This window comes from Bradyrhizobium zhengyangense (genome assembly GCF_022012555.1).
Classification (GTDB): Bacteria; Pseudomonadota; Alphaproteobacteria; order Rhizobiales; family Xanthobacteraceae; genus Bradyrhizobium; species Bradyrhizobium zhengyangense.
In genome coordinates this window covers 69,419-84,353 of the sequence record NZ_JAKLTZ010000012.1, presented here as the reverse complement: position 1 = coordinate 84,353, position 14,935 = coordinate 69,419, and the positions used below count along the sequence as shown (strand labels likewise).

At 62.8% G+C, this 14,935-nt stretch carries 17 protein-coding genes and 2 pseudogenes; 6 read left to right on the top strand and 13 right to left on the bottom strand.

Features of this window, described 5'->3' with window-relative positions; genetic code table 11:
• Positions 1–70: 70 nt before the first annotated feature.
• The 4 genes from L6639_RS32415 to L6639_RS32400 form a co-directional block, all read right to left on the bottom strand.
• Complete coding sequence (locus tag L6639_RS32415; RefSeq protein WP_237865674.1) at positions 71–703, bottom strand: hypothetical protein; 633 nt, start codon at positions 701–703, stop codon at positions 71–73.
• 82 nt (positions 704–785) lie between these two features.
• On the bottom strand, positions 786–1,085 hold the full coding sequence (locus tag L6639_RS32410) for a hypothetical protein (RefSeq protein WP_237865673.1): 300 nt from the start codon (positions 1,083–1,085) through the stop codon (positions 786–788).
• A 362-nt stretch (positions 1,086–1,447) separates the two neighbouring features.
• The gene (gene recA, locus L6639_RS32405) at positions 1,448–2,536 is read right to left on the bottom strand and encodes a recombinase RecA (protein ID WP_237865672.1); all 1,089 of its coding nucleotides are present in this window, start codon (positions 2,534–2,536) and stop codon (positions 1,448–1,450) included.
• A gap of 715 nt (positions 2,537–3,251) precedes the next feature.
• Positions 3,252–3,431, bottom strand: a complete 180-nt coding sequence (locus L6639_RS32400; protein ID WP_237865671.1) for a hypothetical protein — start codon at positions 3,429–3,431, stop codon at positions 3,252–3,254.
• Between the two features lie 236 nt (positions 3,432–3,667).
• Here L6639_RS32400 and L6639_RS32395 point away from each other — a divergent pair, with 236 nt between their 5' ends.
• Positions 3,668–3,835, top strand: coding sequence for a hypothetical protein (locus L6639_RS32395; protein ID WP_237865670.1), 168 nt, complete (start codon positions 3,668–3,670; stop codon positions 3,833–3,835).
• A 663-nt stretch (positions 3,836–4,498) separates the two neighbouring features.
• Here the strand turns inward: L6639_RS32395 and L6639_RS32390 are convergent.
• Entirely contained in the window at positions 4,499–4,759 is a 261-nt protein-coding gene (locus L6639_RS32390) for a hypothetical protein (RefSeq protein ID WP_237865669.1), read from the bottom strand.
• A 499-nt stretch (positions 4,760–5,258) separates the two neighbouring features.
• Here L6639_RS32390 and L6639_RS32385 point away from each other — a divergent pair, with 499 nt between their 5' ends.
• Positions 5,259–5,447 carry a hypothetical protein gene (locus L6639_RS32385; RefSeq protein ID WP_148751438.1) on the top strand — a complete coding sequence of 63 codons (189 nt, stop codon included), beginning with the start codon at positions 5,259–5,261 and terminating at the stop codon, positions 5,445–5,447.
• A 29-nt stretch (positions 5,448–5,476) separates the two neighbouring features.
• Here L6639_RS32385 and L6639_RS32380 read toward each other — a convergent pair whose 3' ends face one another.
• Together L6639_RS32380 and L6639_RS32375 are read right to left on the bottom strand one after the other, a co-directional pair.
• Positions 5,477–5,731 carry a hypothetical protein gene (locus tag L6639_RS32380; protein ID WP_237865668.1) on the bottom strand — a complete coding sequence of 85 codons (255 nt, stop codon included), beginning with the start codon at positions 5,729–5,731 and terminating at the stop codon, positions 5,477–5,479.
• Between the two features lie 97 nt (positions 5,732–5,828).
• Complete coding sequence (locus tag L6639_RS32375; RefSeq protein ID WP_237865667.1) at positions 5,829–6,125, bottom strand: hypothetical protein; 297 nt, start codon at positions 6,123–6,125, stop codon at positions 5,829–5,831.
• A gap of 348 nt (positions 6,126–6,473) precedes the next feature.
• Between L6639_RS32375 and L6639_RS32370 the strand changes: the two genes are divergently transcribed.
• Entirely contained in the window at positions 6,474–6,938 is a 465-nt protein-coding gene (locus tag L6639_RS32370; protein ID WP_237865666.1) for a PaaI family thioesterase, read from the top strand.
• A 137-nt stretch (positions 6,939–7,075) separates the two neighbouring features.
• Here L6639_RS32370 and L6639_RS32365 read toward each other — a convergent pair whose 3' ends face one another.
• Complete coding sequence (locus tag L6639_RS32365) at positions 7,076–7,369, bottom strand: HdeA family protein (RefSeq protein WP_237865665.1); 294 nt, start codon at positions 7,367–7,369, stop codon at positions 7,076–7,078.
• Positions 7,370–7,553: 184 nt separating this feature from the next.
• Between L6639_RS32365 and L6639_RS32360 the strand changes: the two genes are divergently transcribed.
• Positions 7,554–7,796: a PilZ domain-containing protein gene (locus L6639_RS32360; protein WP_237865664.1), complete on the top strand. Its 243-nt coding sequence runs from the start codon at positions 7,554–7,556 to the stop codon at positions 7,794–7,796.
• A gap of 44 nt (positions 7,797–7,840) precedes the next feature.
• Here L6639_RS32360 and L6639_RS32355 read toward each other — a convergent pair.
• Together L6639_RS32355 and L6639_RS32350 are read right to left on the bottom strand one after the other, a co-directional pair.
• Positions 7,841–8,986: pseudogene (locus tag L6639_RS32355) on the bottom strand (outer membrane protein assembly factor BamB family protein).
• A pseudogene (locus L6639_RS32350) lies at positions 8,986–9,217 on the bottom strand (hypothetical protein). The pseudogenes L6639_RS32355 and L6639_RS32350 overlap by 1 nt, the downstream one beginning before the upstream one ends.
• A 153-nt stretch (positions 9,218–9,370) precedes the next feature.
• On the opposite strand from L6639_RS32350, the gene L6639_RS32345 reads away from it, so the two are divergent.
• Both L6639_RS32345 and L6639_RS32340 read left to right on the top strand, forming a co-directional pair.
• The gene (locus L6639_RS32345) at positions 9,371–9,775 is read left to right on the top strand and encodes a hypothetical protein (protein WP_237865663.1); all 405 of its coding nucleotides are present in this window, start codon (positions 9,371–9,373) and stop codon (positions 9,773–9,775) included.
• A 113-nt stretch (positions 9,776–9,888) separates the two neighbouring features.
• On the top strand, positions 9,889–10,221 hold the full coding sequence (locus L6639_RS32340) for a hypothetical protein (protein ID WP_237865662.1): 333 nt from the start codon (positions 9,889–9,891) through the stop codon (positions 10,219–10,221).
• Positions 10,222–10,278: 57 nt separating this feature from the next.
• On the opposite strand, the gene L6639_RS32335 is transcribed toward L6639_RS32340, so the two are convergent.
• From L6639_RS32335 to L6639_RS32325, 3 genes are read right to left on the bottom strand one after another with little or no spacing between them, the layout of a single operon-like run.
• On the bottom strand, positions 10,279–10,635 hold the full coding sequence (locus L6639_RS32335; RefSeq protein ID WP_237865661.1) for a carboxymuconolactone decarboxylase family protein: 357 nt from the start codon (positions 10,633–10,635) through the stop codon (positions 10,279–10,281).
• A 10-nt stretch (positions 10,636–10,645) separates the two neighbouring features.
• Positions 10,646–13,870 (bottom strand): efflux RND transporter permease subunit, encoded by a 3,225-nt coding sequence (locus L6639_RS32330; RefSeq protein ID WP_237865660.1) that lies wholly within the window; start codon positions 13,868–13,870, stop codon positions 10,646–10,648.
• A complete protein-coding gene (locus L6639_RS32325) occupies positions 13,867–14,871 on the bottom strand; it encodes an efflux RND transporter periplasmic adaptor subunit (protein ID WP_237865792.1) in 1,005 nt (334 codons plus the stop codon). Before L6639_RS32325 ends, L6639_RS32330 begins: the two co-directional genes overlap by 4 nt.
• Between the last annotated feature and the right edge of the window lie 64 nt (positions 14,872–14,935).

Genomic DNA, 14,935 nt, shown 5'->3' with positions numbered 1-14,935 from the left:
GCGTGCCCACGACCTCTAGATTGTTGAAGTATGGTGGGCACGGCGCTTGCGCGCCTTTGCCCACCCGACGCTACGGTCTTGAATGCGCCTCTAAGGCGCAACCAAAACTTCGGCTTTCGCGATCCCACCGCCATAGCCGCTCGTTGGTCAGAAGCGTGCCGCCCCACCAGCGCCTGATCGGGTTGTGACGGCGAAAATCCTCCCGGCCATCCAGAACCGCGCGACCAAACTCCGTCAGCGACAGCCGGCTTCGGCGATAGGCGGCATTGCGACCTCTCGCATCGTGCCGTGGGAGGGTTGCAAGTTTCGGATCGAGACCGGCAATCGCTGGCATCGGGTCAGAGGCGAGCCCTTCAAGCAACGGACCGAGCTCCCACTGGTCGAATACGCGCGTGTCGAGCAGCCCGCCCGGCTCAAATAGCTCCTTGGTGCGATTGTGCCCCTTCGCGATTAAATCGAGCAGTTGCGTTTCCGTCGCGCCCAGCCCGGTGCCTGGAGACGGCAGCTCTGCCAACAATTCTTCCATCGCCGGCTTCAGGAAGGGGAGCGTGGGAAACTCCCGATTGAGCAACCCGAAACAGAGCTCCGGCGTTGGCGCACGGTAGGCCTCCCAGGCGATACGGGCGTCCTCGAAGTCGGGCTCTGCGATGTCCAATTGCCGGATGGTGTGATCGCGAAGCCTGTCGGCGTCTGCTCCGAGCAAATCGAAATCGACCAGTCGCAGCTTTGTACGCTCGGCCGCAGGGCTCGGAACGGAGATAGTCGAGGATCCAGATCAGTTGCAATTAATTGCTCGGGCTGGGATCAAACCACAGCTCGATCTCTTCGACGCCATAGGCCTCGCAGAACCAGACCAGTCCGAGCTCCTTGTGCGCGAGACCGCTCTTGGGCGACCGCGCGACAAGGTCGGACCAACGTACTTCCGGGTCGCCTCTGAAATAGCCTCCTGTGAGGTACTCCCCAAGGTGGTGCGACGTAGGCAGCGGGCCCCAGACAAATCGAAAGATCAGCGGGACGACCATGTCCGCGCGATCCGCGTAGGTGAGACCGACGCCGGACGGACTGGTCAGGATGACGCGTTTCATGGCCCCCGTGACCTACTCCAAAACGAGACGCAATCGCCTCTCAAAATCGATACTTAGAACCTCGAGCAATGCACATTAAGTCGGCGCGACCAACATGCGGCGTTGCGAGTCCCAGCGCCACGGTGGTTCGTTGGCGAGAACGCCTGGAGACGGTAGTGGTCCCCATGCAAAACGGAAGAAGAACGGAATCACGACGTCGGCACGATCTGCCAACATGAGGCAAAGGCCTGCCGAACTGGTCAAGATCAGACGCTTCATCGCACCATCCGACCGCTACATCACAAAACGAAACGGGCACTGACGACGTCGGCAACTCAACGTCCTCAGCGCCCGCTCCTCGCGAAAACTTTTCGGTCTAAGGCTTACTCGTCCGTCGGCTCTTCGCCGTCGGCGTCGCGCTCGGGCGTGCCGGCCAGGATCTGCTCGGCGATCAGGCCGGAGTTCTGGCGGATCGCGGTCTCGATCTTGGCGGTGATGTCGGGGTTGGCCTTCAAAAACGCTTTCGAGTTTTCGCGGCCCTGACCGAGACGCTGGCTGTCATAGGAGAACCAGGCACCGGATTTTTCCACGAGGCCGGCCTTGACGCCGAGGTCGAGAATCTCGCCCATCTTGGAGACGCCTTCGCCGTACATGATGTCGAACTCGACCTGCTTGAACGGCGGCGCCAGCTTGTTCTTCACCACCTTGACGCGGGTGGTGTTGCCAACCACTTCGTCGCGCTCCTTGATCGCGCCGATGCGGCGGATGTCGAGGCGGACGGAGGCATAGAATTTCAGCGCGTTGCCGCCGGTCGTGGTCTCGGGCGAGCCGTACATCACACCGATCTTCATGCGGATCTGGTTGATGAAGATCACCATGGTGTTGGACTTGTTGATCGAGGCCGTCAGCTTGCGCAGCGCCTGGCTCATCAGACGGGCCTGCAGGCCCGGCAGCGCATCGCCCATCTCGCCCTCGAGTTCGGCCTTCGGCACCAGCGCCGCGACCGAATCGATCACCAGCACGTCCACCGCACCCGAGCGCACCAGCGTGTCGCAGATTTCCAGCGCCTGCTCGCCGGTGTCAGGCTGGGAGATCAGCAGCTCGTCGATGTTGACCCCCAGCTTGCGGGCATAGACCGGGTCGAGCGCGTGCTCGGCGTCGATGAAGGCGCAGATGCCGCCCTTCTTCTGGGCTTCCGCCACCGTGTGCAGCGCCAGCGTCGTCTTGCCCGAGGATTCCGGACCGTAGATCTCGACGATACGCCCCTTCGGAAGGCCGCCGATGCCAAGTGCGATATCCAGCCCGAGCGAGCCTGACGACACCGCCTCGATGTCCATGGACCGGTCGTTCTTGCCGAGCTTCATCACCGAGCCCTTGCCGAACTGACGCTCGATCTGGGAGAGCGCGGCAGCCAGAGCTTTACTCTTGTCCATGGAGGATCCTTCGACGATACGCAGGGCAGTGGTGGACATTGGGTCGTGCTCCTTATGGCGAGGATTCGCGTGTGGGACAAACGATTGGCGCGGCGGGTCGTCGATAAAAATACCGTACACTATTTGTTCTCAGTTCGCAATATGTTCTTTTGTGAATCTGGGCGCTGGCCTGTCGGCCAGTACCTGAATCTGGGGCCTGCCCGTATTTGACCCCGGGTATCCGAAGTTAAATCTTGGGCAATGCCTTCCTGTTCACGGCCGGAATTGCGGTTGGCAAAAGCGCCAGCCCAAACGACCAGATCAATCCGCCTCTGCGGGTGTCGGAATCGAAAGGGGCCACCTCGCGGTAGCCCCTTGCCGGTTGCAATAATTGTTCGGGATAAAATGCCAGCCCCGGCCCACGTATTTCTACCGAGAACGCTGAGGATGTGGAGTCCGGGAAAATGCGGTGTTCCACTACCGGAACTTCGAGTGTCCTGATTTCCCGAATGACTGTTCGAATGAGGACAGCACCAGATTTGAGGCGATTTTGACCGCTGGGAATTCCCGGTTTCGGATTTGTGAGTGTTCCCAAGGCGAGACGCGACCCATACTGGGCGCATGGTCATGAACGCGCTGAAGGTAGTCACCTCTGCCGGCCTCGTGTTCGTCACGGGCGGGGCTTGGCCTTATGCCCGTTATGGAGCGGCCATCTCCATTGGCCTGTGCATCGCGGCGGCAGTCGTTCTACACGTCGTTGCGCCCTGACCCTCCCTCAATTGACGGCGGCCGGGCGCTTCGCATCCCCGAGAATCAACAGCAGCAGAGGCGCCAAGGGCCCGACCGCGACGGCAACCAAAAGCCACACCCGCGACGACCTGTTGCGCTCGCGCGCCATCGCGCCTGCGAGCGGGATCGATCCAAGCGAGATGATGATAAAAAGCCAGAAGCCCATGAACCGTCTCCGATGACCATCTCCATGATCGTCGCCGAGGCGACGCGATACGATAGCATGGAAGCAATGAGACGCTCCTGCCCCTCCGCAAAATGTGAGGTCACGCCTCCGCACCCGAGGATGATGCTCATCAAGGACGCAGCGCGGTTCTGCCGTCCGCAATCCTTCGGCACAGAACTTTTCCGTGGCCGCGGGCTTTCCTTGAGAACGGCGCCGCGACAGTTGGGGATCGGATCATGACGGAAGATGCGCACCGCGATGCGAGCAGGCGCAACCCACTGCTCGAGACCGCGCTCGAGGAGATGCTGAAGTTCGAGCGCAGGGAAAGCGAGTTCCGCAAGAAGGACCGCGAGGAACGCGCCGCCGATCTCCATCTGCCCCTGGACGAGATCAGGGTGCACTGAGGAAAGGCCAAGAAGCGGCCAAGCAACGGCCAAGACGAGACAGGCCGCGGCCTACTGTGCATGGGGGTTGTTTTCGCCAGTTCTGGCGACGCGTCCCGGCCGGGCCTCGCTACATCAGCGCCAGCAGCACGATGCCGATCACCAACACCACGAAGCCAGCCGCCGTCGCGGCGGCGAATGACCGCTCAACCTTGTCCATGATGCCACCCCGCTATCGGCGCGCCACGTATCCCCCATGGCTTCGCCGTGCGCGGAGAGTGTCGCCAACGCTTGTGTCTGAAGTTGTGCGCGGAGATGTCTGAATTGGGACGCGCGGGTCCGATCGCAAGGTTCGCGCAAGCCTCGCGTGAGGCAACTGTAAGCCGAATGCTCTAGCGTCGGTTTGCCCGGTGGACCAACACCGGGCCCCCATACCCAGTCGACCCCGCTCGGCCCGAGCGGGGTCTTCGTTTTTGGCGGACGCGTTGCGGTGCCGGCTCATGGCGGAAGTTCGGTGTGTGGAATTCGACTGTGCTCGGGGATGTCAGGCTGTCGTAAGCTGAGCGGGCTACGGTCATTCGGCTATGGTGTTGCAGCCCAGCACCTCAGCCTCCAATAACCTTCTGCCCGCCCGGCTCTCCCCTGGCGGGTTTTTTTTGCATGTGAGTCCATGTCGCGCGCGCTTCAGGCGACGTCGGCGCGGTGCGTTTGCCAGCCACGCCTGTCCTTGGCGGGGGTGCGATCGTCATGGCTTGCCAGGCCTTCGAAACGCCAGAAGGTGACGACGCTGGTCCCGCCACACTGCTCGCAGACGAGGTTCTCGTCACCGAGCTTGAAGCGTCCACGCTTGTACACATCCGAAGAAGCCGGCTGCTGGCATTGCGGACAGACCAAGGGGAGATGTCTTGCACCCCAACGCTGAGCGAGATGTCTGAGCCAGATCACGTCTTCCTCTTGCACGACACGCGGGTCCCGGTCGTCCAGACTCACCAGATCATAATCGCAGCGCACGCAAAAGTGGAAATGTGAGGCGCGTGCGCATTTGCTGCGAAGGTCGTAGACTTACACATTGTGCACAAGAAAGTTCTCACGGGGCCGGCCGCGGCGGTTCCGCGACCGCCTTGGCTCGCCCGCGATGGAACCGCGGATTCGCCGCCAATTCGGCGTCTTTTTCCGTGGTTCTCCTGCCGTGAACAGAGTTCCTGGCTGTAGGGCCGATATCGGCCCTGGTACGCGGGCACCCGGCCGGGACACGGTTCCGCCGTGCCTGCAACGCGATCATCGGCCCCGACTTTCGGAATCTGATTTCGCATGCTTCGAACTGCGCGCGCTTTCGGGATTTTCGTGAATTTTCCTCGACTTAACGGCAAATTTCGCTTGTCGGCGGAATATTCTCACGCCCAACATGTTTGCGGACATGGATGGGTGAATCGTGGAGGTGACCATGAATCACAGGGGCGTAGAGTTCACGGTTGCAAAGACGGCGATCCCGGGTGTCTGGCAATGGCAGTTCCGGATTGGCGACGAAACCAAGACGGGCAAGACCGAGACGAAGATCGACCTCCTGGCCATCCGTCGGGTGCAACTGCGCATCGACCGGGAACTGAAGGCCATCGGGCGGAAGACGGCCTGAACCGATCGGGTTGGCCACAACCGGGACGACTAGTCCGCGCTGGGCAACCGCCGCATGGTGAATTCGATCTCGCCGCCGGGCAATTCGCGCCAAGTCTCGACCTCGCTCATGTAACCGGCCTTCGGATAGCGCGCGAAAAAGGCCTTCGCCTTTGCCCGTGCCGCGTCGCGCGGCAGGGTGAACTTCTCGCGCAGATAGCCGTCGCCGGCCGGGTCGCCCGAGCCGGCCGCCGGTTTGCGCCGGCGCGCCATCCGCTCGGCGAGGTCCCGCGGGCGATCCGCCATATCCTGGCTCCTCAACGCAACACTGCGAAGGAATGTAGGATCCGTATCCGGCGAACGGGAGTCCCGCCGGACGGCCAGCCCGCCGTTGGCGCCAAGATCAATTGGCGGCCGTTCCGGCCTTGGGCTTCTTGGGTGCACCGGTAGCGGCCGCGGCCTTCGGTGCGGGTTGCTTCGGCGGGTCGGCGCGCATTCCGCCCCAGGGATCGCTGGACGCCTTGGCATCCGGAATCTTCCTCAGCGTTTCCTTGTAGGCCTTGTCGCGCGCGGCATCCGCGGCCTTTTCGTCATCGGTCTTGGAGGGGCCATCGGCCATCAGATTGATATGGGGCGCGTCCTGCGCGAAGGCCGGTCCAACCACCAGCGCCAGCACCGCCACCATACGGAAAAGCTTCATCACTCACTCCTTGATCATGGATCGAAGGGGCGGATACCACACCCTGCCCGTCTTCGCAGCTCCGAGCGCCGCTTCAACCCGCTAGAGCCGATCCGATCTGCACGATTTCGGCCCATGGAGCCAGTCGTCCCAAATCGGGCCGCACTTGGTGCAGCCGTTCAGTGCCAGACCAAGCGCGGCCAGGCAGAATATCAGGACACATCGACGCAACATCGTCCACCCGCTCCCAAGCATGGCATCATATCGGGCGAAGTCAGGCATTTTCAAGCCGACCGCCGCAGTGACTTTACCGCGCCCAAGCGCGCAGAGTGGACGAAACATCCGGCAACACAGGAGGGAACGACCGCAATGCCATCACAGCCAGAAGCCGAGTTCGGCATCGCCGAGGCCAGACGCATCCTCGGCGAGGTCTTTGCGCCCTGGGTCCAGGATCTCAACCTCTCCGTCGAGCGCATCGAGCACACGCCGCCAGCGGATGCGCCGGACTGGCAGCCCGGCGCGCTGCTCCGCATGCCGTTCTCGGAGAAGCTGTGCCGCAACGGTGGCGTTGTCTGCGGCCAGGCCTTGATGGCGCTGGCCGACACCGCGATGGTGATCGCGAATCTCGCGGCCAACAGAGGCTATCGTCCGATGACGACGGTGGACCAGACCACGCATTTCATGCGCGCGGTCGCCTCCTCGGACGTGCTGGCTGATGCGCGCGTAGTGCGGCTCGGACGTACCATGAGCTTCGGCCGCGTCACCCTGCTATCCGCCACCGACAACAAGCAGGTTGCGATGGTGTCGAGCGCGTTCGCGATGCTGCCGGGCTGAGCATCATCCGAAACGAAGAGAGCCGCATGAGCGCGAAGCGTACGGCGGCTCTCGGTGACAGTGATGTCGAAGCGAGATGTCGAAGCGAGAGGCCGAGGTGAGATCGCAATCTTGCCTCGGCCAGCTCGCTTCAAGAACTACTTGCCGAGAATTTCGTCAGCCGCGGTGACGACGCTGACGGTCGGATTCTTTCCGCAATAGGCACCGAACTTCTTGGCGTTCTCGATGAACACGTCGGTGTCGATGATCGCGTTGTCCTCGTCACCCTTGTACCAGCCGTCCATCCAGGTCAGCACGACCCCGATGTTGTCCTCGCCGCTCTCGAGGAACTGCTTGCAGGTCATGGTCGAGAGATCCCACTTGACAGCGTGGGCGGGCATCGATGTCAGCGAGAGCGCTGCGGCGAACAAAAGCGAAAGCGTGGTCTTCATCGGAATCTCCATCGGCGCATAACGCCATAAAAGAAAGGCCTGGGGCAAAACTCGGCGGGAAGTGACTTGCCGCCTCAACGTCGTAAACGAAGTCTGAAGCGTTGTGCAAGTAGCGCCAGTATTGAATTCATATCAACGCAATTTCTATGCGCTATTTCACAATCATCGTTTTGGATTAACGCGGATGATCGAGAAGCGTGCAACTCAACGTCACCGGGTTTTCAAGGGTGGTACGGTCACCTTTGAAGGCAGCGGAGTGGCTTGCACGGTGCGCAACATCTCGGACAGCGGTGCCGCGATCGACCTTGAAAACCCTGGTTTATTGCCGCACGCGTTCACGCTGTCGATTTCATGCGACAATTTCGTGCGGAATTGCCGCGCGGTGTGGCGAAACGACAGGCGCGTCGGCCTCGCCTTCATGCAATAGCGCGCACGATGTGAATGACCGTTCGCACAATACGCACGCAAACATCACGTTGATCGGATACGGCGCCGTCGACGCCAGCGCAAAGCCACGATCGCCAGCGTGACGATCGCGAGCGCGGTCGCCAACGATCCCGAAAAAAATCGCCCGCCAGGGCGATCGATCGTGCGCGACCGCAATGACGGCGCCTCGCCCGGACGCGCCAGACGAAACGCCACGAGGCTGTCGCCGATCGAGGTACCGGCTTCGGAATGGCCGCCGGCGCCAATCGCGACATATTGCTCGCCCTTCCAGACATAGGTCATGGGATTGGCAACGCCGGGCACCGGCAGCCGTCCCTGCCACAGCTCGCATCCGCTGCGCGCATCGAAGGCACACAGATAGGGGTCCATCGCGCCAGTGAAAACAAGGCCAGCTGCAGTCACCGCGAGCCCGTTGACCAGCGGCGCGCCGAACCGCAGCAGCATGCCGAGCGGCGCCAAATCCTCGGTGGTGCCGACGGTCGAACGCCAGACAATCTTGCCGGCCTTCACGTCGACCGCGACCATCTCTCCCCACGGCGGCTTGTTGCAGAGCAACCCAAACGGCGACGTCACCACCGCACGCGACATCGCAAAGGGCGCGCCTTTTTGCTGGCCGAAATCATGATCAGGCGGCGGACTGAATCCGGCGGCCTCCGCGCGCGGGATCAGCTTGATGAGATGAACGGCACGGCTCGTGTTGGCGTAGAGAATCTAGTTGACCGGATCAAACGCAGCGCTGCCCCAGTTGGCAGATCCCTCTGGCGCAGAATCGTCGGCCCAGTGGGTGACACCGCGGCAGACATAGCGATTGGCTGGACGCTGGCTGATGCCGATCTTCGGATCATAGCGCCACTATTGCACGCCTGTGCCGGGACCGAGGGCGATCACCTCATTGAAGGGCGCGCAGAAGATCAGACTGTCCTCGACGAACAGGAGCGTCGCCTCGAACTTGGTTCGCCGCATCACTTCAGGCGGTCGCGCCGCGATATCGCCGGTGTGGAATTCTAAGGCGCGGACGAGTTGGCCGACATTGGCGGTCTCGCGCAAGGGCGAAAAGCGCGAACCGCCGGGATCGCCACCCCAACTCTCCCAGGCGAGACATGGCCGAACCGCAAGGATCAGGACGAGGCCGATCAGATAGCGCAACCGCCCCGCCACCACCCGCCTCACTATTTCGACTTCTTGACGGGTTCGCTCGGACGCGCCCGCTCCAGGGGTCATACTTTTCCTTGGACTGTGGAATGCGCTCGAGCGCGGCCTTGTAGGCATTCTCGTCGACCTTGGGCTTGTTATCGGCCTTCTCGCCGCTTCATTGGAATGGCGCCGGCCGCCGCCCATCTGCGCCTGCGCCGAAGCAGCCATCAGCGCCAGCACCAAGGCCGCCATGATCAAAATCCTCATTGGCGCGATCCCCCTCATCTGGGGTACAAACCAGCCTACAGTCCGATAATAGCCAACGCGGCGAGTGCCAGCCCTTCAGCAAATGTTGATCGGGCAGGACTTCGTCCCGACGAATTCGCGCCTATCTGTTGGCCCGCGGGGGGACCTTCACGAATGTTGCGGATTGTTGCTCATGTGGCGCTGCTGGCCTGCGGGCTCGCGCTCGGTGCGTGCGGCTTTGCTGACAGCCGCGCGCCGGTGCCAGAGTTCATGCGCATCAAGGAGGCCGAACAGCCGCCGCCCGAACCGCCGCCGGATGTCAAGCGCGTGGTCCGCGAGCAGATTGATGTGGTCTTTCTCAACACATCCTATCCGCGCGAGGTACAGGTCGCCCTGCCCCATCACGAGGTCCGCGGATCGGGCTGGACGGCCTGTGTCCGCGCACAACTCACCTCCGCCACCGGCTCGGCACTGGGCACCCAGACCTACGTCGTCACGATATCGGGCGGAAAGGTCATCGACCGGCGGCGCGCGGAAGCAGATGACATCTGCGGGTCGGAAGCCTACCAGCCGATCTAGCGAAGCACCGGGCCACACAACAATTCGGTTCCGGGAAAAACCTGTAATTCAGCCGGAACGATCGCGGCCTCCCATTCTTGTTACCGCCGAGGGCAGTTTCGGAGGAGGACAGGATGAGGTTGTTCACGATTGCACTGCTGGCCGGTGTCGGCGCTCTCGCAGCGGGAAGCGGCGCGAAGGCTGCGGATCTCTACACGACCAGCGAATACGCCAGCCCCGATCTCATGCAGGAAGTGCGGCTCGTCTGCGATGACGCCGGCAATTGCTATCGCACGCATGGCGGTGCGCGCGTGATCGTGCGCGATTCCTATAATGCGATGCCACGCGAGCGCTATTACGAGCGCCGCACTTATCGTCGTGACTGGGACGATGGTCCCCGCGCCGGCGTCGGCATTCGCGCGCCCGGCGTGAGCGTGGGCGTCGGTGTCGGCGACGACCGCTGGTAGTCCAGACAGTGTGGACGGGACCGGACGAGACGACTCGCCCGGTCCCGTTCGTATGCGTCAGGCGGCGACCGCCTGCTGTCGGAACTGCTCGTAGGCCGCGATCGCATCCGCGGCATACATCAGCGATGGCCCGCCGCCCATATAGACGGCCATGCCAAGCGCTTCCTCGACCTCTTCGCGTGTCGCAGCGAGCTTGACCAGCGCCTCGATATGAAAGCCGATGCAGCCGTCGCAATGCGCGGCAACGCCGAGCGCGAGCGCAATCAGCTCCTTGGTCTTCTTGTCCAGCACGCCGTCACGCGTGGCCGCCTGGGCGAGTACGGCAAATCCCTTCATCGTGTCGGGAATGTCATCGCGCAGCTTTCTCAGATTGGCAGAGATACTCTTGGTGATATCGACGTAGTTCTTGTCCATCGGACCCTCGCTAGCTCGGTTTGGCTATGGTCGAAGTCGCCTCGCGCGGCGCGCGCAGGGCGATGTAGATCGCGGGTATCACCAGAACGGTGAGCAGCGTTGACGACGCGAGCCCGAACAGAAGCGAGATCGCCAATCCCTGAAAGATCGGATCGAGCAGGATCGTCGCGGCGCCGATCATGGCCGCAAGGGCGGTGAGCAGGATTGGCTTGAAACGGACTGCGCCGGCCTCCAGCACCACCTCGCGGAGCGACTTGCCGTCTCCCCCGCTATGCCTGATGAAATCGACCAGCAGGATCGAGTTGCGCACGATGATACCCGCCAGCGCAATGAATCCGATCATCGAGGTCGCGGTGAACGGCGCGCCCAACAGCCAATGCCCGATCAGGATGCCGATCAGCGTTAGCGGGATCGGCGTCAGGATCACGAGCGGCAGCCGAAAACTCCTGAACTGGGCAACGACCAGCACGTAGATGCCGAGGATCGCCGCGCCGAACGCTGCCCCCATGTCGCGGAAGGTCACCCAGGTGATTTCCCATTCGCCGTCCCACAGCAGCGTCGGCCGCGACTCGTCAGACGGTTGACCATGCAGGGCGATCGCTGGCTTTGGCAGCACGCCCCAGTCATGGGCATCCACACGATCGGCCACCGCGAGCATACCGTAGAGCGGAGCCTCGAAGCGCCCGGCAAGCTCGGCCATCACCATGTCGGCGAAGCGGCCGTCACGGCGGAAGATCGTCGGTGAGCCCTCTTCCATGGTCGCCTTCACGACTTGACCGAGTTCGACCACCGTCTTGCTACCGGGCAACGTATTGGCCGGCACGGGCGTGGAGGCCAACGCCTCGTCCCAGACCAGGTCGCTCTTCCCGAGACGCACTGCAATCTCGATCGGGTTGCGGTCCTCGCCGCGATGCGAATAGCCGATCGAAATGCCGCCGAACAACGCCTGGATCGTGTCGTAGACGTCGCGTTGCTCGACGCCGAAGAATTCGAGCCGGTCCTGGTCGATCGAGAGTCGCAGCCGTGGCCGTTTCTCACCGATGGAATCGTCGACATCGACGATGAACGGCACTTCCGCGAAAACCTTCTTGAGCTCCGCAGTGACTGCGCGGCGCGTGGCCGCATCGGGACCATAGACCTCAGCAAGCAGCGTCGAAAGCACGGGCGGCCCGGGCGGTACTTCGACCACCTTGACGCTGGTACCCTTGGGAGGATCGAGCGCCTTCAGCTTCTCGCGCAGCTCGAGCGCGATCTCGTGGCTCGCGCGCTTGCGCTCGCCGCGCGCTGTCAGGTTGACCTGTACTTCGCCGAGCTCGGGTCTTTCCCGCAAGTAGTAATGCCGCACCAGGCCGTTGAAGTTGAAGGGAGCCGGCGTGCCGGCGTAGGATTGAAGCGAGGTGACCTCTGGCAATTGCCGCGCGATCTCGGCCGCACCGAACAGGGTGCGCTCAGTCGTTTCCAGGCTCGCTCCTTCCGGCAGGTCGACGACGACCGCGATCTCGGATTTGTTGTCGAACGGCAGAAGCTTGACCGTCACGGACTTCGTCGCGAAGAGTATCATTGACAACAGCGTCGCGATGCCGACGCCGAGCAGAAATATCCAGGCCGACCGCTTGCTCCGCACGATTGGCGTGGCGAAGCGCCTGTAGATTCGACCGAGCCGGCCTTCGTCGTGGATTGCGTGCGTCGACGCAATATCGCCTTCTGGCGCGAGCTTGAGCATCAGCCATGGCGCCACGACCATCGCGACGAAGAAGGAGAACAACATGGCTGCCGAGGCATTGGCCGGGATCGGTGCCATATAGGGACCCATCAGGCCCGACACGAACAGCATCGGCAACAGCGCGGCGACCACCGTCAACGTGGCGACGATGGTTGGATTGCCGACTTCCGCCACCGCCTCGATGGTCGCCTGCAAACGCGGCCTTCCGTCGCGCATGCCCCAGTGCCGCGCGATGTTCTCGACAACGACGATGGCGTCGTCGACGAGAATGCCGATCGAGAAGATCAGCGCGAACAGGCTGACGCGATTGATGGTGTAGCCCATCAGGTTGGCGGCGAACATCGTGAGCAGGATCGTCGTCGGGATCACGACGAGAGTCACCAGAGCCTCGCGCCAACCGATCGCGATCGCAATCAGGACGACGATCGAGACCGTCGCGAGGCCGAGATGGAACAACAACTCGTTGGCCTTCTCGTTCGCCGTCTCACCGTAATCGCGCGTCACCGTCACCTGAACATCATCGGGGATCAGGCGGGCCTTTAGTCCGTCGAGGCGCTTGGCAATATTCTCGGACACGACGACCGCATTGGCACCGGCGCGCTTGGCGAGCGCCAGGCTGACCGCCGGCGTACGCGCCCACTGCCCCCCAGCGTCCCGCGTGTCCGTCCAGACCCGATGTTCGATGGTGCTCGGACCGACGACGACAGAGGCAACGTCCTTGACGTAGACCGGTCGGCCGTCACGGGTCGTGATGAGCAGCAATCCGATGTCGGGGACGCCGGACAGCGTCTGGCCGGCCGCGACGCTCCGCACGATACCCGCATCTCTGACCTGCCCTGCCAGGAATGAGCGGTTGGCGTCCTTCACCTTGGCCACAAGCTGCTGCAGCGTGATGCCGAACAGCGACAGCTTCTCGGGATCGGGCTCGACCCGGATTTGTTGCGCTGCGCCGCCGGAGATGTAGGTCAAGCCGATATCGTCGACCTTCATCAGCTCTGCGCGCAGCTTGTCGGCGAGTTCATAAAGATCCTTCTCGGTCCAGCGACTGGCTGCTTCCGGCTTGGGAGATAGCGTCAGCACCGTCACGGCAACATCATTGATGCCCCTGCCAACGATCAGTGGCTCGGAAATGCCGACGGGAATCCGATCGAGATTGGCGCGGATCTTCTCATGCACCCGCAGGATAGCGTCCTCGAATTTGGTGCCGACGAGGAAGCGCGCGGTGACCATCACGCGGTCGTCCTCGGTCTGGCTGTAGACGTGCTCGACGCCGTCGATACCCTTGACGATCGATTCCAGCGGCTTTGTCACAAGCTCCACTGCATCCGGTCCATGCAAGCCGTCGGCGTTGATGCGGATATCCACCATGGGAACGCTGATCTGCGGTTCCTCCTCGCGCGGGATGACCACGACGGCGATCAGCCCGACAACGAGCGACGCGAGCAGGAACAAGGGCGTCAGCGGCGATGCGATCGTCGCCCTGGTCAACCGTCCTGAAAGTCCGAGATTCACTGTTGCACCAACTGATCGCCGGTCCGAATGCCGGACAGAATCTCTAGCCCGTCGGGGAGTGCCGGCGTCGGCATGTCGCGGCCGCGCTGCACCGGCACGTCGATCGTGTCGTCACCCTTCCGGAGCCGAACATAGTCGATACCGAACCGGGTCGTCACATAGCTCGATGGGACGACGAAAGCCGGCCGCGTGCCGCCGGAAATCCAGACCCGCAGGCGGTCGCCGACGAAATATTCGCCTAAGCCCTCGACGGTCGCGTCCGCGATAACGCGCCCCTCCTCGATCTGCGGGTAGACGAGGTCGATCACGCCCCATTTCGAAGCCTCGCCAGCGAGCTCGGCACCGTCGACGCGCACCTTGTCGCCGGCCTTCAGGAAGCGCGCGTGTCGTTCCGGCACGCGCAGCCGCAGCTTGAAGTTCTGCTGGGCCACGGTCACGATCGGATCGCCCGCCAGCACGACCGACCCCACCGTGATCAGCCGCTTGAGCACGCGCCCGTCCGCCGGCGCGAGAACCTGGCCCTGATTGAGCTGTTCGTTGATCACGGCACGCTCTGCGGTCTTGGCGCGCAAGCCATTGTCGGCGACATTGAGCGCTGTGCGCTGCTCATCGAGCTTGACGCGCGGCAGGATGCCGCGCTCGACCAGCCCCTCCGTTCGGGTGAAATCGAGCTGCGCCTGGTTTGCCTGCGCCTGGAGCGCCTCGATCTGCGCGTCGAGCGACTTCATCTGCAGCACGAGCTTTTCGTCGCCAATCGTGGCAATGGCCTGGCCGGCGGCGACGCGATCACCCTCGCGCACCGAGAGTTGGACGACGGTTCCGCCGATGCGACTGCGTGCGGGGACCACGCTGATGCTCTCGACTGTGGCGAAGACCGCCTTCTCGTCGGTGACCGGCTGCTGCGCAACGGTGAGCGTTCCCGCAGCCGCGGCGTATCCCGGCGCCGCGTCGATCGCCACCAGCGCAGCCAGAAGCACAAGACATTGCGCCAAATATTGCATGGGACGGGTCCCTGTCGTCATCGGCTTGCTCACACCGCGCTGCGGTGTCCTTCTCATTTCATCG